Annotated in this window: 18 protein-coding genes; 7 read left to right on the top strand and 11 right to left on the bottom strand. The window is 60.8% G+C overall.

The annotated features are described in order from the left end of the window. Window positions 1–30: 30 nt before the first annotated feature. The 7 genes from ACP7BS_RS27475 to ACP7BS_RS27445 are packed head-to-tail and all read right to left on the bottom strand — an operon-like array spanning window position 31 to window position 7,608. A complete protein-coding gene (locus ACP7BS_RS27475; protein ID WP_426240630.1) occupies window positions 31–636 on the bottom strand; it encodes an alkylhydroperoxidase domain protein in 606 nt (201 codons plus the stop codon). An 11-nt stretch (window positions 637–647) separates the two neighbouring features. Then, window positions 648–1,274, bottom strand: coding sequence for a CMD domain protein (locus ACP7BS_RS27470; RefSeq protein WP_426240629.1), 627 nt, complete (start codon window positions 1,272–1,274; stop codon window positions 648–650). A 28-nt stretch (window positions 1,275–1,302) separates the two neighbouring features. Beyond that, window positions 1,303–2,352 (bottom strand): putative FMN-dependent luciferase-like monooxygenase, encoded by a 1,050-nt coding sequence (locus tag ACP7BS_RS27465; RefSeq protein WP_426240628.1) that lies wholly within the window; start codon window positions 2,350–2,352, stop codon window positions 1,303–1,305. Next, on the bottom strand, window positions 2,352–4,052 hold the full coding sequence (locus ACP7BS_RS27460) for a dipeptide ABC transporter ATP-binding protein (protein ID WP_426240627.1): 1,701 nt from the start codon (window positions 4,050–4,052) through the stop codon (window positions 2,352–2,354). Before ACP7BS_RS27460 ends, ACP7BS_RS27465 begins: the two co-directional genes overlap by 1 nt. Further along, window positions 4,049–4,969 carry an ABC transporter permease gene (locus ACP7BS_RS27455; protein ID WP_426240626.1) on the bottom strand — a complete coding sequence of 307 codons (921 nt, stop codon included), beginning with the start codon at window positions 4,967–4,969 and terminating at the stop codon, window positions 4,049–4,051. Before ACP7BS_RS27455 ends, ACP7BS_RS27460 begins: the two co-directional genes overlap by 4 nt. Beyond that, on the bottom strand, window positions 4,966–5,910 hold the full coding sequence (locus ACP7BS_RS27450) for an ABC transporter permease (RefSeq protein WP_426240625.1): 945 nt from the start codon (window positions 5,908–5,910) through the stop codon (window positions 4,966–4,968). Before ACP7BS_RS27450 ends, ACP7BS_RS27455 begins: the two co-directional genes overlap by 4 nt. A 57-nt stretch (window positions 5,911–5,967) precedes the next feature. Further along, entirely contained in the window at window positions 5,968–7,608 is a 1,641-nt protein-coding gene (locus ACP7BS_RS27445) for a TIGR04028 family ABC transporter substrate-binding protein (protein WP_426240624.1), read from the bottom strand. A 262-nt stretch (window positions 7,609–7,870) separates the two neighbouring features. On the opposite strand from ACP7BS_RS27445, the gene ACP7BS_RS27440 reads away from it, so the two are divergent. From ACP7BS_RS27440 to ACP7BS_RS27410, 7 genes are all read left to right on the top strand, one after another. Beyond that, the gene (locus ACP7BS_RS27440; RefSeq protein WP_426240623.1) at window positions 7,871–9,637 is read left to right on the top strand and encodes an SLC13 family permease; all 1,767 of its coding nucleotides are present in this window, start codon (window positions 7,871–7,873) and stop codon (window positions 9,635–9,637) included. Between the two features lie 93 nt (window positions 9,638–9,730). Further along, the gene (locus ACP7BS_RS27435) at window positions 9,731–10,651 is read left to right on the top strand and encodes a LysR substrate-binding domain-containing protein (RefSeq protein WP_426240621.1); all 921 of its coding nucleotides are present in this window, start codon (window positions 9,731–9,733) and stop codon (window positions 10,649–10,651) included. Window positions 10,652–10,761: 110 nt separating this feature from the next. Then, a complete protein-coding gene (aldA, locus tag ACP7BS_RS27430; RefSeq protein ID WP_426240620.1) occupies window positions 10,762–12,186 on the top strand; it encodes an aldehyde dehydrogenase in 1,425 nt (474 codons plus the stop codon). A 25-nt stretch (window positions 12,187–12,211) separates the two neighbouring features. Beyond that, complete coding sequence (locus tag ACP7BS_RS27425; RefSeq protein ID WP_426240619.1) at window positions 12,212–13,429, top strand: mandelate racemase/muconate lactonizing enzyme family protein; 1,218 nt, start codon at window positions 12,212–12,214, stop codon at window positions 13,427–13,429. A gap of 19 nt (window positions 13,430–13,448) precedes the next feature. After that, window positions 13,449–15,062, top strand: coding sequence for a GMC family oxidoreductase (locus ACP7BS_RS27420; protein WP_426240618.1), 1,614 nt, complete (start codon window positions 13,449–13,451; stop codon window positions 15,060–15,062). Between the two features lie 82 nt (window positions 15,063–15,144). Then, the gene (locus ACP7BS_RS27415; RefSeq protein ID WP_426240617.1) at window positions 15,145–16,050 is read left to right on the top strand and encodes an NAD(P)-dependent oxidoreductase; all 906 of its coding nucleotides are present in this window, start codon (window positions 15,145–15,147) and stop codon (window positions 16,048–16,050) included. Window positions 16,051–16,210: 160 nt separating this feature from the next. After that, complete coding sequence (locus tag ACP7BS_RS27410) at window positions 16,211–18,313, top strand: NAD(P)-binding protein (protein ID WP_426240616.1); 2,103 nt, start codon at window positions 16,211–16,213, stop codon at window positions 18,311–18,313. A 149-nt stretch (window positions 18,314–18,462) separates the two neighbouring features. Here the strand turns inward: ACP7BS_RS27410 and ACP7BS_RS27405 are convergent, their stop codons facing one another. The 4 genes from ACP7BS_RS27405 to ACP7BS_RS27390 form a co-directional block, all read right to left on the bottom strand. Further along, complete coding sequence (locus ACP7BS_RS27405) at window positions 18,463–19,782, bottom strand: hypothetical protein (RefSeq protein WP_426240615.1); 1,320 nt, start codon at window positions 19,780–19,782, stop codon at window positions 18,463–18,465. Between the two features lie 219 nt (window positions 19,783–20,001). Next, window positions 20,002–20,460, bottom strand: coding sequence for a GtrA family protein (locus ACP7BS_RS27400; RefSeq protein ID WP_426240637.1), 459 nt, complete (start codon window positions 20,458–20,460; stop codon window positions 20,002–20,004). Further along, window positions 20,408–21,154, bottom strand: a complete 747-nt coding sequence (locus ACP7BS_RS27395) for a class I SAM-dependent methyltransferase (protein WP_426240614.1) — start codon at window positions 21,152–21,154, stop codon at window positions 20,408–20,410. Before ACP7BS_RS27395 ends, ACP7BS_RS27400 begins: the two co-directional genes overlap by 53 nt. Continuing rightward, entirely contained in the window at window positions 21,102–22,121 is a 1,020-nt protein-coding gene (locus tag ACP7BS_RS27390) for a glycosyltransferase family 2 protein (protein WP_426240636.1), read from the bottom strand. Before ACP7BS_RS27390 ends, ACP7BS_RS27395 begins: the two co-directional genes overlap by 53 nt. Between the last annotated feature and the right edge of the window lie 22 nt (window positions 22,122–22,143).

The following is a 22,143-nucleotide window of genomic DNA, read 5'->3' as shown; positions in this document are numbered from 1 at the left end:
ACTCAACCGCTGAAAGATAGGACGGGCGATTTACGCCGCTGGTGTCGGCTCTCCAAGCGAGAGCATCAAGCGGTTTGCCCAGTTGAAGAAGGCAGCGCCGTGGATGGCGTCGGCGATTTCGAGGTCGTCGAGACCTTCCGACCGCAGCCGTTCGATATCGGTAACGCCGAATGTGGGCGGGGTTTCCGTCAGCGCGACCGAGACCTTGGTGACGGCGTTCCAGCGGCGGCTGCCGAGGTCGGCGTCCGTTCCTTCATCGAGCAGCTTTTGCACATCGCCGGTGCGTTTGGAATGATGCGAAGCGAAGCGCGAATGCACCGATGCGCAGAAGATGCAGCCGTTGAAGCGCGATGCAGCCGTGGCGGAAAGCTCGCGTTCTGCCCGCGGCAGGCCTGCCTTGGTGTTGTAGAAAATGTCCTTATCCGTCTTGGTGCGGGCTTCCAGAATTTCCGGATCGCGGGCAAGCAGCATGAAGTAAGGCGATTTCGAGCGTGAGGCATCGACGAGCCCGGCCCAGTGCCGGTCGGTCAATTCCTCTTCTGCAAGCGGCTGCAGCAAGGGCGTCCAGCCGATCTCGGCTTGGGTGAAAGCGGCCGGGCGATTGTCGATGGTGGGATGGATAACGGTCTCGGTCATATGCTGTTTCCTTATTCGGCTGCCGTTGCGGATGCGAGAGTGCCCTCGCCCGCCTCGGAAAGAGCTGCGAGACCGGCCACCACGCGGATCTGGAAGGCGAGGAAGGCGACGATCTGCGACAGGGTGACGATTGCCGTCGTCGTCCATCCGGCATCAAGCAATGCTTGCAACGCTTCTGGGCTTGCCTCGCGCGGCCGGTAGACGAGCAGATGGCTATGCTCCAAAGCCGCCGAGAGCTTTTGCCCGAGAGCTTTTCGGCCGGATTCCGACACGGTGAAGAGCAGTCCAGGCTTATCTTCGCTGGACAATGGCCCGGATGGGTATTTGCCATAGGGGCCGCTCGTCCGCCCGGCCTCGATTTGGCTTTTCACCGCAGCCATCAACGCAGTATCGCCCTTGATGCCGGAGGCATAGAATGCCTCGGCCGCATCCGCCCGGTGCAATCCGGCAACGAAGGTCGCAACGATGAGGCGCTCGGTCCGCGTGACATCGCCTTCATGCGCCGGTTCGAACAGAGCGAGATAGCTCTTCTGGGCGTTGTCTCGTGTTTCCGGCCGTTCCTTGCGGATGCGGTCGACGAACGATCCGGGGTGGATATCCGCCAGACGGTCGATGACGTCAGGTGTCGGTACAGTCATGGTCGTTGCCTTTCTTTAAAAACGGAAATCATGCGGTTGCGGCCAGCTGACGCCGCTGCTGTAGGGGTGGCTGACCGGCCCAGCCGAGCGCCGGGGCAACGACGGTTGCGGTCAGCTCCAGGGAGCGCAGGATAAGCGCATGGGGCGGGTCCACCGAGTGTACCTGGAAGACGAGATCGGTGACGCGCGACAAGGCGGTATCGGCCTTCAGCGACGCGATGACATCCTCCGGCGTGCCCACATGCACATCGAAAGCCTTGATGAGATCGGCGGTTGTCGTCCCCGTGACGATGTGCCCGCTGGCGATGAAGCGCTCGCGGATGCGCTGCAATCCAAGTTCAGCGAAATGCAGCGCCTCCTTGCGGTCATCAGCGACAAACAGGCTTCTGGAGCCAAGGATGCGCGGGGTTTTGCCTTTCGGAAGGTTGGCGAAATAGGCGTCAAGGATCGGGTTCTGCAGATTCCACAGTGCTGTCTGCGGGGCCTCCGGCGGGCGTGGCTGCGTGCGCGACAGCATTAGACCGTCGCCGTCGCGTCCGGCACGTTCGCCGCCGCCCACGGAGAATGTTGCTTGCCAGATATGGTCCAGCAGATGCGGTGCCGTTGGATAGAGCCGGTTGCCGCCAATTAGCTCCCGGCCAGCCCACGCATCGCGCACGGTGGCGAGGCTCTTGGCATAGACAGGTCCCCGGTCGGCACTTTCCAGTCCGAACGGCAGGAAAGCCTGCGGCGTGCCGCCGGTGCCGAAACCGATCTCCAGGCGGCCATTCGAGAGGATATCGAGCACTGCCGTATCCTCGGCAACGCGAACCGCAGTTTCCATCGGCAAGGTGATCACGCCGGTACCAAGCCGGATGCGCGAGGTTCGCGCCGCCAGCTCGGCGAGAAAGATCAGCGGTGCGGGAAGCCCGCCTTCGTCCGCGTCGAAATGGTGCTGGGCCACCCAGGCGCTGTCGAAACCGAGCTTTTCGGCATGGATGATCTGCGCGGCGACCAGCCGGTAGCGGGTCGCCGCATCGCCATGATCGAGAACGCGGCTGAAAAAGCCGAGCCGTTTGGGCTGGACTGGATATGTCATCAGATATTTCCTGAGTTCGTCGAGATTGGCCGGCTGGCAAGCAGCGGGTATTTTTTGCCCGGAATGGCGTCGATCAGTTCCCGGGTATAGGCGCTTTGAGGATGGTCGAAGACGTCTTCGACCGCACCGCTTTCGACGATCTTTCCGCCGTTGAGGACGCTGACGGTGTCCGATATCTGGCGCACCACCGCGAGGTCGTGCGAGACGAAGAGATAGGTGAGGCCAAGATCGCGTTGCAGCGTGTCGAGCAATGACAGGATCTGCGCCTGCACGGTGACGTCGAGCGCCGACACGGCTTCGTCGAGCACCAGGATCTGCGGATTGAGAACCAGCGCGCGGGCGATGGCGACGCGCTGGCGCTGGCCACCGGAAAGCGCATGCGGCCGCCGTTGCAGCACGTCGAGTGGGAGCCCGACCTTTTCGATGGTGCTGGCGACGATCTCGGCGCGCTTGGCCCGCGCTATGGGTTCGAAATTCAACAATGGCTCTTCAACGATCCCTGCAATGGTCTGACGCGGGTCGAGCGAGCCGAACGGGTTCTGGTAGACGAGCTGGATCTTCTTGCGCAGCAGTCTCAACGTTTCGCGTGGTGGCGCGGACAGATCGAGCCCATCGACGATCACCTTGCCGGCGGTGGGTTTCTGAAAGGCTGCGACGGTGCGGATCGTCGTCGTCTTGCCGGAACCGGACTCGCCAACCAGCGCATGCGTTGTTCCCCGCCGGACCCGGAAGGAAACATTATCGAGGGCACGAAGACCCTTGTCCTTGCCGCCGAGGCCGAAATCCTGAACCAGTCCTTCGACGATGATGATGTCGTCGTCGGCCTCTTCTTGCGTAGGTTTAGCAACGGCGGCAATGCGACGCTGCCGGATATTGAGCGAGGGGGCGTCGGCGAGCAGCCGCTGGGTATAGGTGCTTTGCGGGTTTGCCAGGGTATCCGCGGTCAGTCCCTGTTCCTGGATGCGTCCCTGCTTCAACACGATCAGCCTGTCGGCGCGGTCGGCGGCGACGCCGAGATCATGGGTGACAAGCAGAACGGCGGTACCGTATTCGCGCCGAAGCTCGTCGATGAGGTCAAGGATGTGCTTCTGCACCGTGACATCGAGCGCGCTGGTCGGTTCGTCGGCAATGATCAGCGACGGCTTGAGCGCGATGGCGATGGCGATCAGCACGCGCTGCTTCATGCCGCCGGACAGTTCATGCGGATATTGCTTTGCCCGGAGCGCCGGCTGGTTGAGGCCGACGCGTGCGAGCAGTTCGATGGCGCGTGCATCGGCTAAAGCGCCGGAGGCCTTGCCGTGGATGATAAGGATTTCCGCGACCTGTTTGCCGATCGTCTTGACCGGATTGAGCGAGTTGCCTGGGTCCTGCGGCACAAGGCTGATCACCGATCCGCGTATGCCGTCGAGCCTTTTTTGCGGCCAGCCGGCAATCTCCTGCCGGTTCAGCCGGATGCTGCCGCTTTCGAGGCGTCCATTATCCGGGAGAAGGCCGATGATGGCCTGTGCCGTCGAGCTTTTGCCGGAGCCGGACTCGCCGACCAGGGCCACCACCTCGCCGGGGGCGACGCTGAAGTCGATGCCATGAACGGCTGTTCGCGTGCCGCTCTGGTCGCGATAGGAAATGGTCAGCCCGGACACGTCCAGAACCGGAGCCGGGAGGACAGTGCCTTCGAGCCTGCCGATAGGGGAGATGGTCATTGCTGCGCCCTTCCGATTGCCTGGCTAACACGATTGACCGAGAGAACCACCAGCACGACGACGATGCCGGGTGCCGCCGTCAGCCACCAGGCCGTTGCGATATAGTTGCGGCCCTCGGCGATCAGCAGGCCCCATTCCGGTGTAGGCGGCGGCGCGCCGTAGCCGAGGAAGCCGAGGGTGGAGAGCTGCAGGATGGCGGAGCCGACCTGAAGCGCGGTGAAGGCGATCACCGATGTCAGCGAGTTCGGCAGGACATGGCGCCAGAGGACCTTGAAGAACGTGCCGCCGCTGCCGAATGCGGCCTCGACATATTCGCTGCGCCGGACGCTGACGACTTCTGAACGGACGAGGCGGGCAAAACTCGCAATCGAGGTGAAACCGACGGCGATGGCGGCGTTGACGGTGCCGAAGCCGAGCAGGATGATGATGCTGAGCGATAAAAGCAGCACGGGGATGGAGAGAAAAACATCGACGAGACGCATGATGACCTCATCGATCCAGCCTCCGATCGAGCCAGCGATCACACCGAGGGTGGTGCCGACGAACAGCCCGATCGCCACGGCCGCGATTGCCCCGGATAGCGAGTGAACGGCGCCGTAGACGAGGCGCGTATAGAGATCGCGGCCCAGGGCATCCGTTCCGAGGAAGTGAAGCGCGCTTGGTGCCTTCAGCTGCTGGCCCGGCAAGCCTTGAACAGGATCATAGGATGTGAACAGGCCGGGCGCGACCGCCCAGAGCAGCGCGATTGCGAGTATGATATAGGCAAGAACAAGACCCGGCTGGATGCGGATAGGGTACGAATGGGCTTTCGCAGGCGCCCCGATGGCCACCTCAGCGGCAGGTGCCGGGGAAATCCAGTCGAGCGGATTGGGACTGTCGATATTGCGGTGCCGTTCGGCGGTATCGAGAATGGTCATGCCACGCCCCCAAGTTTTGCTTTCAGTCGCGGATCAAGCACCGGATAGAGCAGATCGACGGCGAGGTTGATGGTGACGAAGGCAGCGGCTGAGATCACCACGATGGCCTGCAGCACGGCGACATCCTGAAAATTGACTGCCTGTTCAGCCAGGCTGCCGATACCGTTGAGGCCGAATACCGTTTCGGTAATGACGGCTCCCGCCAGCAGCTCACCGAACAGCACGCCTGCGACCGTCAGTACGGGCAGGAAGGCGTTCTTGGCGACATGCCGCCAGAGAACAAAAGCGTGCGAGGCACCCTTGGCACGCGCAACGGAGACGAATGGCCGCGTCAGCACCTCGTCGATATTGCGCAGGAGGATTTGCGCCATCGGTGCGGAGATCGGCAGTGCGATGGTGAGAACAGGCAGGATCAGACCTTCCCACTCACCCGGATTGATCACCGGCACCAGCCGGAGCCGGAAGGAGAAGATCTGGATCAGCATGATGCCGAGCCAGAAGGTCGGGATGGAGACGAAGAGCGAGGGCAGCGATTGGATGAAGGAGCGCAAGCGGCCGAACCCGGAGATATTGGACAGGATCGCGATGATCACGGCAAGCAGGGCTGCAGCGGCAAAGGCAAGTCCAGCAAGCCGGATCGTCGATGGCAGATTGGCCGCCAGCTGTGCGCTGACTGCCACGCCGGCCTGCAGCGAATAGCCGAAGTCGCCGGTGAGGAAATTGCCGATGGTGTGGACATATTGCAGCACGACCGATCCATCGGCGTCGTAGGCGGCGCGGATATCGGCGATCTGTTCGGCGCTCAAACCATATTCCGGGTTCTGGAATTTGATCAGCACCGCATCGCCGGGCATTGCCTGCAGCAGCACGAAGGAAATCGTAAATGCTGCCCAAAGGACGAGCAGCGCCTGCCCCACCCGCGAGAATATATATCTTGCCATCGCTTTCTACCTTGTCATTGCAACTGGCCCGGCACAGTGCCGGGCCAGTTGGAGCCGTTAGTGTTCGGCAAGCCAGGTGCTGTAGAAGCGCGGACGGCCAACAGCTTCGAACTCGACGCCCTGCAGATAGGGCGCGCCGGCATAGGCCTGCGGTTCTTCGAAGATCGGGATCGCATAGGCCTGGTCGAGCACGTAGCTCTGGACTTCGCCGGCGATCTGCAGCCGTTTTTCGCGGTTCGGTTCCGAGGACAGCGCTTCGAGCAAACCGTTCAGCTTGTCATCGACAAAGGATTTAACCTTGTCGCTCGGACCGCCCTTCTGGCGCAGCACGTCACGGTTTTTCGGATAGTACTGGCTCTTGATCACATCCGGATCGGCGCGGCCGACCATGGCGGGAGAGACCGGGGTTTTTGCCGGATCGAGATCATCAACGGTTCTGCTGCCGGCATCGCCAGCCAGAACGTTCAGCGTCACGCCGAGCTTGGCCCATTGTTGCGAGACGAGCTGAAGGGTTGCCTTGTTCTGGGGTTGCGGCGGTGATTCATACGCCGTCAGAACCAGCGGCAGGCCATCCTTTTCGCGGACGCCATTGGCGCCCGGCGCCCAGCCGGCTTCATCCAAGAGCTTCGCCGCCTTGGCCGGATCAAAAGTCAGCTTGGACGACAGATCGACATAACCCTGTGCGGTCGAAGCGACGATCGACTTGGCCTGTGGATAGTTGGCCGAAAACAGCGTCGAGATGATCTCCTGCGCATTCGTGCCGTGCAGCAATGCCTGGCGGACGCGCACATCGGCAACCAGCGGATTATCCGGACGGAAGACGACGCTATTGTTGACGCCGCGCGTTGGGGCTGCATAGATCTTGTAACCCTGTCCCTCGACCTGCGCCTCGTCATAGGCCTGCACCTGGCGGATGAAATCCGCCTGGCCGGACAGAAGCGCGCCGATGCGGACGCTATCCTCGCCGGTGATCACGTATTTGATGCCGTCGAGATAGGCGCGGCCCTGATGTTCGATCTTTGCCGGTCCCCAGACATAATCTTCGCGAACCTTCAGCGACAGTTCCTTGCCGAGCGTTTCGCTTTCGACCACGAACGGGCCGGAGCCGACGATTTTGGTCGCATCGCCGAGCTGCTCAAACGGCAGTGCCAGCGTTGCCAGAGAGACCAGGCCGGAACCGATGACGGAGGTGCCCTGCAGGAAGCCCGGCGATGGTTTCTTGAAATAGAATTTGACGGTCAGCGGATCGATGACTTCGCTGCGGTCATAGTTGTTGATGACTTCGGAAACCGGCTGCTTCAGCTCCTTGTTGCCTAGACCGAACGTATCGAAATTCTTGGCAACGGCATTGGCGTCCAGCGGCGAGCCGTCGGAGAAGGTCACGCCCTTGCGCAGCTTGAAGGTGTATTCCGTGGCGTTGTCGTTGACCGTCCAGGATTCGGCGATCCAGGGCTCGATCTCCAGCGTTTTCGGGTTCTGAAAGGTCAGCTTGTCGGTGATCTGGTTGAGCACGCCGCCATTCGGGTAGAAACCGCCGGCCGGTGGATACAGGTTGGTGTGCGGTTGCTGCTCCAGGTAAATCAGCGTGCCGCCCTGCGCGGGTTTGGCAGCATCCTCAGCAAAGGCCGCCGACGATGCCAGCGACATCAGCACCGCGCCGATGACGGTTGCTGCCTTGAGTTTTCCCGAAATTCCCATTGGATATCCTCAAATTGTAAGCTGAGGAAAAGGGTAAACCAAAGAGGCTTTTGATCAAGATAGTCTATTGAATTAGTGTTCTATTTTATCGGCTCCGCGTGGAAGGAAGGGATCGCCCATTGCCCTTTTTCGGCAATAAGCGGCCGAACCTGGCGGGACGGTGGAACGGATCGGCAGCGAGATGATGTTCGCAAAATTTGTTTTGACCGCGTGCATCAAAATGCGGTCTTAAGCGTTTAGCAGCGCCCATCAGGATACATTCATGCAAACAGATCAATGGCTTTCCCTACTCATCATCGCGTTGATGATGGCTGCATTCGTGTGGGGACGGTATCGCTATGATATAGTTGCGGCAGGTTCGCTGCTGGCCGCTGTTCTTATCGGTATCGTCCCGGCAAAAGATGCGTTTTCCGGCTTTTCCGATGATATCGTCATTATCGTCGGCAGCGCTTTGGTCGTCAGCGCGGCGATATCGCGATCGGGCATCATGGATGTCGCGCTCCGGCACCTTTCTCCCGAAAAGCGATCCCCCCGGACCCAGCTTGTCATTCTAGTGGTCATCGTGGCGGTCCTTTCGGCTTTCATCAAGAATATCGGCGCCCTGGCGATCATGATTCCGGTGGCCATCCACATGGCGAGAAAATCCCGGGTATCACCCTCGATGTTTCTGATGCCCATGTCGTTTGCGTCCCTGTTGGGGGGCCTGATGACGCAGATTGGCACATCGCCCAACATCATCGTCTCGCGGGTGCGCGAGGACATTACCGGGACGCCGTTCACGATGTTCGATTACACGCCGGTGGGAGCGGCCCTGACCGTGACCGGAATTATCTTTCTTGCCGTTTGCTACAAGCTGCTTCCCGAACGGGTGAAGGAGGCGGCTTCGATGGACGAGGCTGTGAAGATCAAGAACTACACCACCGAGGCGAGCTTGACCGCGCAATCGTCTGCCGTCGGCCGATCGGTCAGCTGGCTGCAAAAGCCGGCACATGGTGATGCAATGGTGACCGCGATCATCAGCAACAATGATCGAAAACGGACCCCCCTGCCGGATACGATCCTCAAGGAAGGTGATGTGCTGATCATCGAGGGGGAGCAGGGCGCCCTCAACAAGATCGTCAGCGAAGGAAAACTGCAGCTGTCCGACCGCACCCCTGAAAAGGACGGGGCAAAGGACGTCAGCGCGGTGGAAGCGATCGTCGGCGAACATTCACGGCTGATCGGAGTGAGTGCCAAGGACCTGTCGCTGTTTGAAAATACGGGCGTCAACCTTCTGGCGGTCAGCCGCCGCGACAAACGGTTTGTCGAACGTCTGGGCGAGATCAAGATCCGCAACGGCGACGTGCTGGTTCTTCAGGGAGACTTGCAGCGCCTGCCGGATATGCTGCGTGAGTGGGGCTGCCTGCCGCTGGTGGAGCGGGATGTGAAGCTGGGCAGTGTTCGTAACGGCCTGGTGCCGGTGCTGATCCTTATCGCGACCATGGGAGCGACGGCTTTCGGCGGCGTACCGGTCGCAACTGCGTTTTTCGCAGCGGCGTTCCTGATGGTCATCAGTGGAGCCCTGCCGTTGCGCGGGATTTACAGCTATCTCGATGCACCTATCCTGCTGATGCTGGCGGCATTGATCCCGATCAGTGACTCGCTGAGAACCACCGGAACGACAGACGTCATCGCCGATCTTTTGTCGCAAACGGCAGAAATGCTGCCACCTTACGGCGCCCTGGCGCTCATCCTGGTGGCCGCGATGGCGGTGACGCCCTTCCTCAACAATGCGGCGACCGTGCTTGTGATGGCGCCGATCGCTGCAACATTTGCAGAAAAACTCGGCTTTGCCCCCGATGCTTTTCTCATGGCAGTGGCGATTGGTGCCGGGTGCGATTTCCTCACTCCGATCGGACACCAGTGCAATACGTTGGTGATGGGACCTGGCGGCTATCGGTTCGGAGACTATGCACGCCTTGGACTGCCCCTCTCCTTGCTCGTGCTGATCGTCAGTGTGCCAATGCTGCTGCTGACATGGCCGATATAGCTCAGAGAAACTTGACCTTGTCCAGACGCCTGGAACATAGATGAATGCACGGCTCGGCCAACACAGTTCACCAGACTGAATGGAAGCGATGGAATGCGGAAATTACCTGCGCTTTCGGCGATGAAGGTGTTTGAGGTCGTCGGTCAGACCCGCAGCTTTACGCGGGCGGCACAGACGCTGAACCTGACGCAAAGTGCGGTCAGCCGACAGGTCCGCAATCTGGAAAAACAGCTGGGCGAAAACCTGCTGATCCGCCATCACCACGATCTCGAGCTGACGCGGGCCGGCGCCGAACTTTTGGCAACGCTGCAGCTCGCTTTTCACAATGTCGAGCAGACGGTGCGCTCGATCATGGAGAAGAACAATCGCAACCGGCTGCGCGTCAACGTCCCGCCGACTTTTGCCAAGCGCTGGCTGATGCCCCGGTTGTCGCGTCTGCGCGAAGCGCTGCCGGAGATCGAGATCAGCCTCAGCACCGATCTCAAGGACACGCTGGCCGAGCGCAGCCTGCTGGATTGCGCCATCCGCTTCGGTGATGGCGAATGGCCGATGCTGCAATCGCGCATCCTGATGACCGAACGGCACATCGCCGTCTGCGCGCCTGGCCTTTTGGATGCAGCCAGCCGAAGCGGTCCTATCGACCTTTCATCCCTGACGTTCCTGCATGTGCTGGCCGCAGCCGACCAGCGCTATCTCACCTGGCAACATTGGCTGGACGCCGCCGGCCTCAGCGACACCGATGTGCGCGGCGGCATGGAATTCGATCTTCTCGACCTGGTGATCGAAGCCGCCTGCAACGGGTTGGGCATTGCCGTGGTCGATCGCTTCATGGTCAGCAGCCAGCTGCAAAGCGGCCAGCTCGTGCCTGTGCTGGATGTCGAAGTCGAAGGCCATGAATCCTACTGGCTGGTCACCCGCACGGATCAGCCTGAAGCCGCAAATGTTCGACAGTTTCGAACGTGGCTTCTAAACGAGGTCGCGTCGGACTATGGCCTTTGCGGCGGCGCAAAATGAGCAAGACCGAACATTCGTTTTTGGAATGCTTGGCCCGATAATAAGTCGCTTGCGAACCGGGGGCTGCGTCCACTCTACTGCCTGAAACAGACTATGTTTCAGGTGGGCTCATGACGCAGCATCGCAACTTCATCGGTGGCCGTTTTGTCGAAGCGTCCGGCTTGTCCGGGATCGAGGTGCGCAATCCGGCCAACGGCAAGGTCTTCACCACGATTCCGGCCGCAGACGACGCTGATGTCGCGGCAGCAGTCGAGGCAGCGAAAGGCGCGCAAAAGCTTTGGCGCCAGCTCCCGGCGATTCAGCGGGGCGATGCCTTGCGCAAACTCGCCGATGCGATCGAGCATCATGCACCAAGGATTGGCGAGGCGCTGGCGCTGGAATCCGGGAAGAGCCTTGCAGACGCCACCGCCGAAGCCATCTACGGCGTCGAGCTGTTGCGCTATCACGCGGAATGGGCACGCCGCATCGAAGGCGAGATCATTGAAAGCGATACGCCCGACGAGACCCTGCTGCTCAAGCGCGAGCCCATCGGCGTCGTTGCCTGCCTGATCCCGTTCAATTTCCCGATCTACACGCTGGTGCGCAAGATTGCGCCCGCCCTCATCACCGGCAATGCCGTCGTTGTCCGCCCGAGCAACACCACGCCCACCTCAGCCTTCGCGTTTGCGCAAGCCGTGCTGGAAGCCGGTCTGCCGGCCGGCCTCGTCAATATCATGACGATGTCCCACGATGTGGCCCGCACCATGTGCACGCATCCGGCAGTCGGCATGATCACGCTGACCGGCAGCGTTTCTGCGGGCCAGACGGTGCTCGACTACTGCAAGACCAATATTGCCAAACCCTCTTTGGAGCTTGGGGGCAAGTCGCCTGTCATCGTCGAACCCGATGCCGATCTCGACGCGGTTGCCCGTTTGGTTCTGGGCGCAAAGACGGCCCATTGCGGACAGGTCTGTACCTCTGCGGAGCGGCTTTATGTGCATGCCTCGATCCACGACGCTCTGGTCGAAAAACTGCGTCAAGGCTTTGCCGCCCGCCGCTTCGGCGATCGCGCCGCCGATCCCGAGATGATGGGGCCGCTTGCCAATGCTGTAGCGCGCGATCGTATCCATGGGATGGTCGAACGGGCCATGGCCGAGGGAGCAACTGTCGTCGTTGGTGGCACCGTTCCGGACGGTGACGGCTATTTCTATCCGCCGACCCTGATCACCGGCTGCCGCCAGGAGATGGAGATCGTCCGGGAAGAGGTGTTCGGCCCGGTGCTGGCGGTTTTGTCCTACGAGACGTTCGACGAGGCTTTGGCGCTCGCCAGCGATCACCAGTTCGGGCTCGCCTCGGTGCTGTTTTCGGAAAGCTACCGCAAGGTGATGCAGGCGGCGAGCGAGATTGAGGCGGGCGAGCTTTATGTCAACCGTTTCCCGGCCGATCCGTACCAGGGTTATCACGCCGGCTGGAAGAAATCCGGGCTCGGCGGCGACGACGGCAAACACGGCATGCTGGAATTCACGCAGACGCGGCTTGTCATCCTGAAACACTGATCACCTGGCAAGGGAGGAACCACCCATGAAGATCGCATCGCTGAAAACCCACGTGGTCGCCGTTCCACCGCCGCATGTCGGCGGCATGTATTGGATTTTCGTCCAGCTTGAGACGGCCTGCGGCATTTCGGGGGTCGGCGAAATCTATGCGACCTCGTTCCATCCCTCGGCCATGGTTCCGCTGATCGACGATGTCTTCCAGCGCTATCTGCTCGATCACGATCCTCACCAGATCGAGCGTTTCTGGCGGGCGGCCTATTCGAGCGGCTTCACGCAGCGCCCCGACACGACGATGATGGGGATCGTCTCGGGCCTGGAAATCGCCTGCTGGGACATCATCGGCAAGGCTGCCGGCCGGCCGGTTTCCGATCTGCTCGGCGGCACCGTCCACGAAAAGCTGCGCGCCTATACCTATCTCTATCCAAGGAATGCGGCCGGCGACTATGATTACAACGACCCGGACCTTGCTGCTGACGAAGCCATCCGCATGGTCGAGATGGGTTTTACCGCCGTCAAGTTCGATCCGGCCGGCCCCTACACCAACTATTCCGGCCACCAGCTTTCGATGGGGGTTCTCGACCGCTGCGAACTCTTCTGCGCTAAGATCCGCGAAGCGATTGGCAGCCGCGCCGATATCCTCTTCGGCACGCATGGGCAGATGGTGCCATCCTCGGCGATCCGGCTGGCGCGGCGGCTGGAGAAATACGATCCGCTTTGGTTCGAAGAGCCGGTGCCGCCCGGACAGGAAGCGGCCATGGCCGAAGTGGCGCGCGCCACATCCATCCCGATCTCGACCGGCGAGCGGCTGACGACGAAATACGAATTCCAGCGCGTGCTACAGCTCGGCGCGGCGGCGATCCTGCAGATGAATGTCGCCCGTGTCGGCGGCCTTTTGGAAGCCAAGAAGATCGCGGGGATGGCCGAGGCCTTCTACGCCCAGATCGCGCCGCATCTCTACAATGGTCCGGTGGGTGCCGCCGCCAGTATCCAGCTTTCGGCCGCAACGCCGAACTTCCTTATCCACGAAGCGATCATGGATTTTGGCGGCTTTCACGGTGAGGTGCTGAAGACCAAGCTGCAGTTCGACGATGGCTATCTCATCCCGTCGCGCGAACCGGGTCTCGGCATCGAGCTCAATCTCGATGTCGTTGCGAAGCACTCCCCCTATACCGGCGACCGCCTGCATCTGCAGATGGCCGCAGCGCCCGCCGATATCAAGGAGTTCATGCCCGCCAGGGGCTGAGCGCGAACAGAGACCGTTCATGATCTACGACTTCGTCATCATCGGCGCCGGCTCGGCGGGCTGCATCCTTGCAAGCCGCCTGAGCGAGAGCGGCCGCTACAGCGTTCTCCTCGTAGAGGCGGGGGACAAGGACTCGTCCTTCTGGTTCAAGATCCCGATCGGCTACGCCAAGAGCTATTACAACCCCAAGGTCAACTGGATGTATTCGACCGAGCCGGAGGCTGGGCTCGACGGGCGTCGGATTTATGTGCCGCGCGGCAAGGTGCAGGGCGGGTCCGGTTCGATCAATGCGATGGTGTTCGTGCGGGGTGCTGCGGACGACTTCGACGACTGGGAAGCCGCTGGGAACCCGGGCTGGAGCGCTGCCGATGTCCTACCGTTTTTCAAGAAGCTTGAGACCCATGAAAAAGGCGCCTCGCACTGGCATGGCGGCCATGGCCCGATCCATGTGATGCCGATGCGCGGCATGACCCATCCGGTCACCGACGCGTACCTTAAAGGCTGCGAAGAGCTGCAACTGCCATCGACGACCGACTTCAACGGCGCTTCGATCGAGGGTGCCGGGGTCTACGATATCAATACCCGCAATGGCCGGCGCTCGCATTCGAGCACCGAGTACCTTCGTCCGGCCCTCAGACGGGCCAATGTCTCGATCGAGCGCCGTGCCTTTGCACAGAGGCTGCTCTTCGCGTCGGATGGGCGCGCGACCGGGGTAGAGGTTTTGCAGGATGGCGTCAGGCGGACATTTTCGGCTCGGCGTGAAGTCGTCGTCTCGGCGGGCGCGATCGATACGCCGAAACTGCTGCAGCTTTCGGGGATCGGCGATGGCGAAGCGCTCGGTGCTAAGGGTATCGACAGCCGCCGTCATCTGCCGGCCGTCGGCGAAAATCTGCAGGATCATCTGGCGGCGAGCTTTTACTACCGCGCCAACCGGCCGACGTTGAACGGCGTATTCGGCAGCCTGTTTGGACAGGCGCGGCTGGGGCTCCAATATATCCTCACCCGCAAGGGGCCGTTCGCCATGAGCGTCAATCAGGCGGGCGGTTTCTTTCGCGGCAACCCGGCGCGTGAGCGGCCCAATATCCAGCTTTATTTCAATCCGCTGTCCTACCGCATTCCTGTCGACGCCAGCGCCTCGATGGTGCCGGAGCCCTATGCGGGTTTCCTCATTGCCTTCAACTCGTGCCGTCCCACCAGCCGCGGCCGGATTGCCCTTGCCTCGGGCGATCCGGCAGCCGCAGCGCTGATCCAGCCGAACTACCTTTCGACCGATCGCGATATCGCCGATGTCATCGAGGGGAGCCGGCTGGTGCGCCGGATCGCATCGGCGCCTTCGCTCGCAGCCATTATCGATGCAGAGGTTTCCCCGTCGCCGGCCGCTGAAAGCGACGAAAGCCTGCTCGACTATTTCCGTGCCAATGCCAGCTCGATCTACCATCTCTGCGGAAGCTGCATGATGGGACCGGATGCTTCGGCATCGGTGGTGGACGCCCGTCTTCGTGTGCATGGGGTCGAAGGCCTGCGTATCGTCGATGCCTCGGTCTTTCCCAATGTCACGGCCGGCAACATCAATGCACCGACGATGATGGTCGCGGAAAAGGGTGCTGCGATGATCCTCGAAGACGCGGCTTGAGAACCTGAAGACCACGGCCGTGCGGCGACGGAGGGAGCCATTTCCACCAGTGCGCCGAGCCAACCTGAAACGGAGGACGGACATGCGCTACGGCTTTATCGGACTTGGACATCTCGGCCAGCACCTGGCGGGCAGTCTTGTGCGCGAGGGGTTTCCGGTCACCGTTCACGACCGGGACCGCAGCCGGGCGGAACTGCTGCTTGAGCGTGGCGCGCGGTGGGCGGACAGTCCGCAGGCGCTGGCGATAGAAGTTGATGCCGTCATCACCTGCTTGCCCTCACCGGCGATCTCCGGGGCCGTGCTGACCGGTCCGGACGGCATCCTGTCGGGCTTGAAAGCCGGTGGGACCTGGATCGAGATGAGCACGCTCGACCAGAACGATATTGAGCGTCTCTCAGCGATCGCTGCCGCTCACGGCATTCGTATGCTGGAAGCGCCGGTGACCGGCGGTGTTCACCGCGCAGCCGCTGGCGACATCACCGTCATCGCCGGTGGTGACCGCGACCTGTTTGAAACACATCTGCCGGCACTGAGCGCCATGGGCGGCGAGATCTTTCACGCCGGACCGCTCGGCAAGGCGGCGGTGATCAAGGTCATCACCAATATGCTGGCTTTCATCCACCTTCTGGCGACCGGCGAGGCGCTGATGCTGGCGAAGAAGGGCGGCATCGACCTGACCGATGCCTTCAACATCATCAAGGCGAGTTCCGGCAACAGTTTCGTGCACGAGACGGAAGGCCAGGTGATCCTGAACGGCAGCTACAACATCAACTTCACCATGGATCTCGCCTGCAAGGATCTCGGCTTCGCGCTCGGCTTCGGCAAGCAATTCGGCGTACCGCTCGATCTCGCCTCGCACACATTGCAGACCTTCATCCGCGCCCGCTCGACCTATGGCGGCAATGCCTGGTCGTCGCAGGTGGTGAAGCTGCTGGAGGATGCGGTGGGCACAGATCTGCGTGCGCCGGGCTTTCCGGCCGAATTGTGAGGCTCTCGTTGAAACTGAACCATATCAAAGCAGTACAGGGTAATTATATGACTGTATAATTTCTCTTGCAAGATGGCTGAAGCCCACTATCCTGCCTTAGTGGATTGCCCGGCAAGACGTGGCGGCAGCGACAACTGTGTGAGGGGACGACGGCCCGAAGATGACAAGAGATCCTCGCTACGACGTGCTTTTCGAGCCGGTGAAAATCGGGCCTCTGACGGCACGAAATCGCTTCTACCAGGTCCCCCACTGTTCCGGCATGGGTTATCGCTATCCCAATGCCGAGGCGCAGATGCGTGGGATCAAGGCGGAAGGCGGCTGGGCGGTCATTTCGACGCAGGAAGCGGAAATCCATCCCACGTCAGACCTCACACCGGCCAATGAGGCCAGGCTTTGGGACGACGACGATATCGGCGCGCTTTCGCTGGTCGCCGGCAAGATCCACGCGCATGGCAGCCTGGCGGCGATCCAGCTGGTTCACAACGGCCTGCACGTCGCCAACCGTTTCAGCCGGATGATCCCGCTTGCCCCGTCGCATGTCGTCGGCGATGGGCTGGATCCGGTTCAGGCGCGGGCCATGGACAAGTCCGATATCGCTGACATGCGCCGCTGGTACCGCAATGCCGCCATCCGCGCCAAGCAGGCCGGTTTCGATATCATCTACATCTATTCCGGCCACGACATGAGCGTGATCCAGCACTTCCTGTCGCGCAGGCACAATCATCGTACCGACGAATATGGCGGGTCCTTCGACAACCGGCTGCGGCTGTTCCGGGAGATTCTGGGCGATGTCCGGGACGTTGTCGGCGACACCTGCGCCCTCGCCGTCCGTCTGGCCGTCGACGAACTGCTTGGCCCCTCGGGCATTACCTGCGAGGGCGAAGGACGCGACATTATCGAGGCGCTGGCCGAGGTGCCGGACCTCTGGGACGTCAACCTGTCGAACTGGTCGAACGACAGCCAGACGTCACGGTTTTCAGAGGAAGGTTTTCAGGAACCCTATATCCGCTTTGTCAAATCAGTGACCACCAAGCCTGTCGTCGGCGTCGGGCGCTACACTTCGCCGGACAGCATGGTGCGGGTGATCAAGCGGGGTATCATGGATTTTATCGGGGCGGCGCGCCCCTCCATTGCCGATCCATTCCTGCCGCTGAAGATCGAGGAAGGCCGTATCGACGATATCCGCGAGTGTATCGGCTGCAACATCTGCACATCCGGCGACAACACGTCGGCTCCGATGCGCTGTACGCAGAATCCAACCGTCGCCGAGGAATGGCGCAAGGGCTGGCATCCGGAAAGGATCCCAGCTTCGGAGACTGCCGATGCCGTGCTCGTCGTCGGAGGCGGACCTGCAGGACTTGAAGCGGCACGGGCGCTGGCACAGCGCGGCCTCGACGTTACATTGGCTGAAGCCGGCCGCGAATGGGGCGGCCGGGTCAGCCGCGAAAGCCGGCTGCCCGGGTTGGCCACATGGGCACGCGTGCGGGATTGGCGGGTGGGGCAATTGAAAACCTACCAGAATGCACAGATGTATCTGCAAAGCGCGCTGAGCGCCGACGATATCTTTGCATACGGCATCCCCCATATCGCCATCGCCACCGGCTCGCATTGGCGCTCCGATGGTGTCGGGCGCACCCACTGTCTGCCGTTGGACTATCTGCAGGCGGGTGTAACCCTATCTCCTGATGCCTTGCTGAGCGACGGGGCGAAGGCCGTTTCGGTCGATGGTCCGGTGGTGATTTTCGACGATGACTGTTTCTACATGGGCAGCGTGCTGGCCGAACTGCTGGCGGCGTCTGGGCGGAAAGTCACGTTTGTGACGCCGGAGGCTCAGGTCTCCCCCTGGAGCAATCACACATTGGAACAGGCCCGGGTGCAGCGGCGGCTGATCGATCTGGACGTGACGATCATCCCCGCCCACTGTCTTGCCGGCCGCACGGCCGGGACCCTCGAACTGGCTTGCATCTACAGTGGCAAGACGCGGTCGATCGATTGCGCCGCCCTCGTCCCGGTCACGGCCCGCCTTCCCGACGAAAGGCTGTGGCTGGATCTGACTGCCCGCCGAAGCGAATGGGCGGATGCGGGAATCCAGTCCGTGACTCGCATCGGCGACTGTCTGGCGCCGGGGCTGATCGCGGCGGCGAATTATTCAGGCCATCAATATGCGCGGGAGTTCCGAACCACACCGTCGAGAGATGCCGTGCCTTTCCTGCGGGAGGACATTGCGATGATCCGGTCAACCCTTATGGCTGGGGCCATTTAAGGTGGTCTCGTTTCCCGGCCGCCGCTGGAGGGCACGGACAATGCCTGAATTAATGCAGCTGCTTCGCCGCAAGCGGTAATTCCCGGTGATCAAACGGCAGAAGAGCCCGCCGGAACCTGCTGCGGGCTCCTTGTCACAGACTATAGGTGTCAGTCGCCGTTGACGTAGACGACGGAAAACGCATCTTCGTAGGCTCTTTTCCAACCGGAGAGCTCGTTGAAAAACGGAATGCGCGCGTCGTCCGGTGTCAAGAGCGCCCATTTGATGTTGTGGTCTTCAATCGTTTTTTGGAGAACGGGTTTGCCTCCGGCCGTTCCCATTTCAGCCGTTGCGTTCATGAAGCCATTCAAGAACAACTGATCTGTCCGGCCATCGATGTAACTTTTGATGCCGTGGAAAATCAGCGTGCCACCGAAATTATAGCTGTTCAGAACATTTCCGGATACGCCCTGTGTTCGTGCGAAAGCGAGTGCACCCGATGCGGACGTTGTGTCGCTCGGAGCGACCGTGGAAAAACTCAGGAAGGCTGCGCAGGCAGCAAACCAGCTCACCACGATCATACCGGTGATCCGGCGGTAATGTTTGACGATGGCCCGTTCGAGACCATCACGGGCCTCATCCATCCACTGACGCATCGACAAGGCTGGAAACTGTTCCGCGATATCCGCCGCCAAGACCAGCGGCACCAGCAGCAGCCAGAGATACTGAAAGCGCGAATAGGCCAGGAACAGGTGCAGCGTGAAGAGGAAAAAGGCGGCATAGGTCCAGCGGATGCGGATTCGCGTGATCAGCAGGGCGGCGACGACAGTCAGTAGCAGGATTTCGGGCAGAACGTCCGTGCGGGCATTGAAGGGGTTCCATTCGCCGATATAGGCAACCGCCTCGTTGCCGGACGTGACGGTAAAGGTCGCCAGGATGGCCTTTACGCCATACGGATTGATCAGGGTAACTGCGGGGCACAGCAGGCCGAAGGCGATCCACTGGGCAAGAATCCGGGGTTGCGACAGGCGTGCCCGCGCTAAAAAATCCAGTCCGGCAAAGGCCGCGATCACGAAGCCGAAGGTAAACGTACCGTGCAGATTGGCCCAGAGGGCAATCAGCGCCAAAAGCCAGAACGGCGGTGGTTGCCGCTCACGGGCAGCCTGGAAAAGCACCGCTGTCCATAAGACGATGATCGGAAGGCTGAAAATGAGCGGCCGCGCGTTATAGACGGAACTCGCGACGATCGTGACCACGATGACGACGGCGATCGCGACAATCGGCTTGAGCGCAGCGCTCAAATACCACGTCAAAATGAACGTCATCAGGCCAACCGCCGAGACCGTTATGGCGATCACGCCGCTCCAGCCGAAAGCCTGGTAGGCCGACGCCAGAAGCACCTGGCTCAGCCACTCCTTGGCAATCCATGGCTGGCCCGCAAACGTATGCGAATAGGTATCGGCAACCGGGATAACCCTGTCTGCCAACATGTCCAGGCCCACTTTCACCTGCCACCAATTATCGGGATCCTTTAAAAGCTCCGATGAATAGAAAAGCAAATGTGCGGTGAAGGCGAGAACCATCAACAGGCAAATGACCAAACGGATCCGCCGGCTCTGTTCCATAGAGGCTTGTTCTTGCCCCAGAACAGGCACATCCTGCGGACTCGTTTCCCCAAAAATCATCTCAGTCGCAGCCATGATCCACTCTCAAAATGCCGTGTCGTCTGATGGGTTACGCAAAGGGGCGGGAACGAAAACGAACCACGACGATGCGAGATAAAACAGAACCGAGTAAATGCAGATACCGGCCAGATGCACCCATGGATTACTGGTGAAACCGAAGGAAAGCGCCGTGAAAACAACTGCCAGGTTGGCCCCGTAGGCGACCGCGAAACTCAATGCGTATCGGAGTGCCGTGCCCTTGCGCAGGCGTGTGACACTTGAAAATGTAAAGCGGCTGTTGAGGACAAAACCAAGCATCAGTCCGCAGGCATAACCAAGAATATTGGACGCGATGTCGCCGCAACCGAACTTAAGTGCCACCAGGATGATCGTGTACCCAAGTGCGGTGTTGAGCAATCCGACGGCTGCAAACCGCAGGAGACGCGTGGCTTCAAAGACCTGGTTTGACCGCGTGAACAAAATATTGAGCCCCCATCGGAACACCGGCGAGATAGCGCTCCAGTGGCCGTAATTTGGCAAGAAAACGCGGAAAGAAGATCCGGTAAACGGTTTTGGTCTTGAGGAAGCCCGCCTTGGCCATCCGGGTCTTCATCTGGACGGCGTTGATCAGAACGGCGTTCTCATCGAAGCTGCAGTTCTTCACCGCGTGCAGGGTCAGCGGATTCCAGGGATTGTGCTCAAACAGAAAAAAGCTCCCGCCCGGCTTCATCACCCGGCCGATCTCGGCGAGAAGGCCGACATGAAACTCCTCGGGGATATGGTGGAAAACACAGGCCGTGAAAACCAAGTCGAAATGACCGTCGTCGTAAGGAATGGTCTCGCCATCGAATGGCTGGCACTGCGCCTGGCCCGGAAAACGGGTCCGGGCGATGTCCAGTGATTGCGAGGATGGATCGAGAAGAACGATCTCGCTGTCGGGAAAGGCTTCGCGCATCGGCCCCAGCGAGTTACCGACACCGGCGCCAAAGTCGAGTATTCGCAGCGGTTTCTCGCCTCGTCGCCGCAAAACGTCAGCCACGTCGTTGATCTTGTAACGGGCAAAAAACGCCGGCGCCTCACCGCTCAGGCGAATACTGGCAGCGTGCTCCCGTTCATATTCATCGGCGAATTTGTCGAACTCGGCCTCAAACACCGGCGTTACCCCGAACGAGGGCCTGCAAGCGATGGACATGCGCATCCGCGGCTTCTGCAACCATGTCGGAACATAAAATTTCGTTGACGATGTAGAGTGGCCGCCTTTTCGTCTCCATGTACATCCGCCCGAGATATTCGCCAAAGATACCCAGAAACAGCAACTGGACGCTGCCCAGGATGAGCACGATCGCCGCCAGGCTCGTCCAGCCGGGGAGGACGTTGCCCTCCAGCCAGGAGAAGATGGTGTACCCCAGCGCCACAAGGCCGATCAGACCGAAGAGCATGCCGAGGTGCGAGGCAAAACGAAGCGGCGCGATCGAAAAGCTGGTCATCGCATCGATCGCCAGAAGCACCATCTTGCGCAATGGGTAATGCGTCGTGCCGGCAAAGCGGGGCTGGCGATGGTAGTGAAAAGCGGTCTGCTTCAAGCCGATCCAGTTGACCATGCCGCGGATGAAGCGGTAGCGCTCCGGCATGGCGTTGAGGTGATCGACGGCCCGGCGGCTCATCAACCGGAAATCGCCGGTATCAGCGGCAATGTCGATATCGACCATCCGCCTTAGCAACCGGTAAAACAGCGATGCAGACGTTCTCTTGAACAGGCTCTCGCCGTCGCGCTTCAGCCTCTGGCCGTAGACGACGTCAAAGCCCTCATCCATCTTCACCATCATCGGGCCAAGCAGTTCTGGCGGATCCTGGAGATCGGCATCGAGGATGAGAATCCTCTGACCACGGCACAGTTCCAGTCCAGCGCTCAGCGCGATCTGGTGGCCGTAGTTTCGCGCCAGGTCAATTGCAACGATATGGGTATCTTTGCCGGCGAGGTCGAAGATCGCTTCGCGTGTCCCATCCGTTGCGCCATCGATGACAAGGACGATCTCGTAGGATGAACCGGCTTGCGCATCGCATGCAGCCGTCACCCGCCGGTGCAGTTCTGCGATGCCGTCCCGTTCGTTGTAGCAGGGGATAACCACGGAAAGTGCAATTGCTTGTTTTGCCGCAATGTCCATCCGCCCGGGCACCCGTTGCTTC

It is taken from the genome of Pararhizobium sp. DWP1-1-3 (assembly GCF_049896125.1).
Classification (GTDB): domain Bacteria; phylum Pseudomonadota; class Alphaproteobacteria; order Rhizobiales; family Rhizobiaceae; genus Pararhizobium.
This window is presented reverse-complemented; position numbering and strand designations above follow the sequence as displayed.

What these genes read in the sequence shown, in the direction of transcription:
- ACP7BS_RS27475 (WP_426240630.1), bottom strand. Translation starts at nt 636, where the DNA reads ATGACCGAGACCGTTATCCATCCCACCATCGACAATCGCCCGGCCGCT.
- ACP7BS_RS27470 (WP_426240629.1), bottom strand. Translation starts at nt 1,274, where the DNA reads ATGACTGTACCGACACCTGACGTCATCGACCGTCTGGCGGATATCCAC.
- ACP7BS_RS27465 (WP_426240628.1), bottom strand. Translation starts at nt 2,352, where the DNA reads ATGACATATCCAGTCCAGCCCAAACGGCTCGGCTTTTTCAGCCGCGTT.
- ACP7BS_RS27460 (WP_426240627.1), bottom strand. Translation starts at nt 4,052, where the DNA reads ATGACCATCTCCCCTATCGGCAGGCTCGAAGGCACTGTCCTCCCGGCT.
- ACP7BS_RS27455 (WP_426240626.1), bottom strand. Translation starts at nt 4,969, where the DNA reads ATGACCATTCTCGATACCGCCGAACGGCACCGCAATATCGACAGTCCC.
- ACP7BS_RS27450 (WP_426240625.1), bottom strand. Translation starts at nt 5,910, where the DNA reads ATGGCAAGATATATATTCTCGCGGGTGGGGCAGGCGCTGCTCGTCCTT.
- ACP7BS_RS27445 (WP_426240624.1), bottom strand. Translation starts at nt 7,608, where the DNA reads ATGGGAATTTCGGGAAAACTCAAGGCAGCAACCGTCATCGGCGCGGTG.
- ACP7BS_RS27440 (WP_426240623.1), top strand. Translation starts at nt 7,871, where the DNA reads ATGCAAACAGATCAATGGCTTTCCCTACTCATCATCGCGTTGATGATG.
- ACP7BS_RS27435 (WP_426240621.1), top strand. Translation starts at nt 9,731, where the DNA reads ATGCGGAAATTACCTGCGCTTTCGGCGATGAAGGTGTTTGAGGTCGTC.
- aldA (WP_426240620.1), top strand. Translation starts at nt 10,762, where the DNA reads ATGACGCAGCATCGCAACTTCATCGGTGGCCGTTTTGTCGAAGCGTCC.
- ACP7BS_RS27425 (WP_426240619.1), top strand. Translation starts at nt 12,212, where the DNA reads ATGAAGATCGCATCGCTGAAAACCCACGTGGTCGCCGTTCCACCGCCG.
- ACP7BS_RS27420 (WP_426240618.1), top strand. Translation starts at nt 13,449, where the DNA reads ATGATCTACGACTTCGTCATCATCGGCGCCGGCTCGGCGGGCTGCATC.
- ACP7BS_RS27415 (WP_426240617.1), top strand. Translation starts at nt 15,145, where the DNA reads ATGCGCTACGGCTTTATCGGACTTGGACATCTCGGCCAGCACCTGGCG.
- ACP7BS_RS27410 (WP_426240616.1), top strand. Translation starts at nt 16,211, where the DNA reads ATGACAAGAGATCCTCGCTACGACGTGCTTTTCGAGCCGGTGAAAATC.
- ACP7BS_RS27405 (WP_426240615.1), bottom strand. Translation starts at nt 19,782, where the DNA reads ATGTTGGCAGACAGGGTTATCCCGGTTGCCGATACCTATTCGCATACG.
- ACP7BS_RS27395 (WP_426240614.1), bottom strand. Translation starts at nt 21,154, where the DNA reads ATGCGCATGTCCATCGCTTGCAGGCCCTCGTTCGGGGTAACGCCGGTG.
- ACP7BS_RS27390 (WP_426240636.1), bottom strand. Translation starts at nt 22,121, where the DNA reads ATGGACATTGCGGCAAAACAAGCAATTGCACTTTCCGTGGTTATCCCC.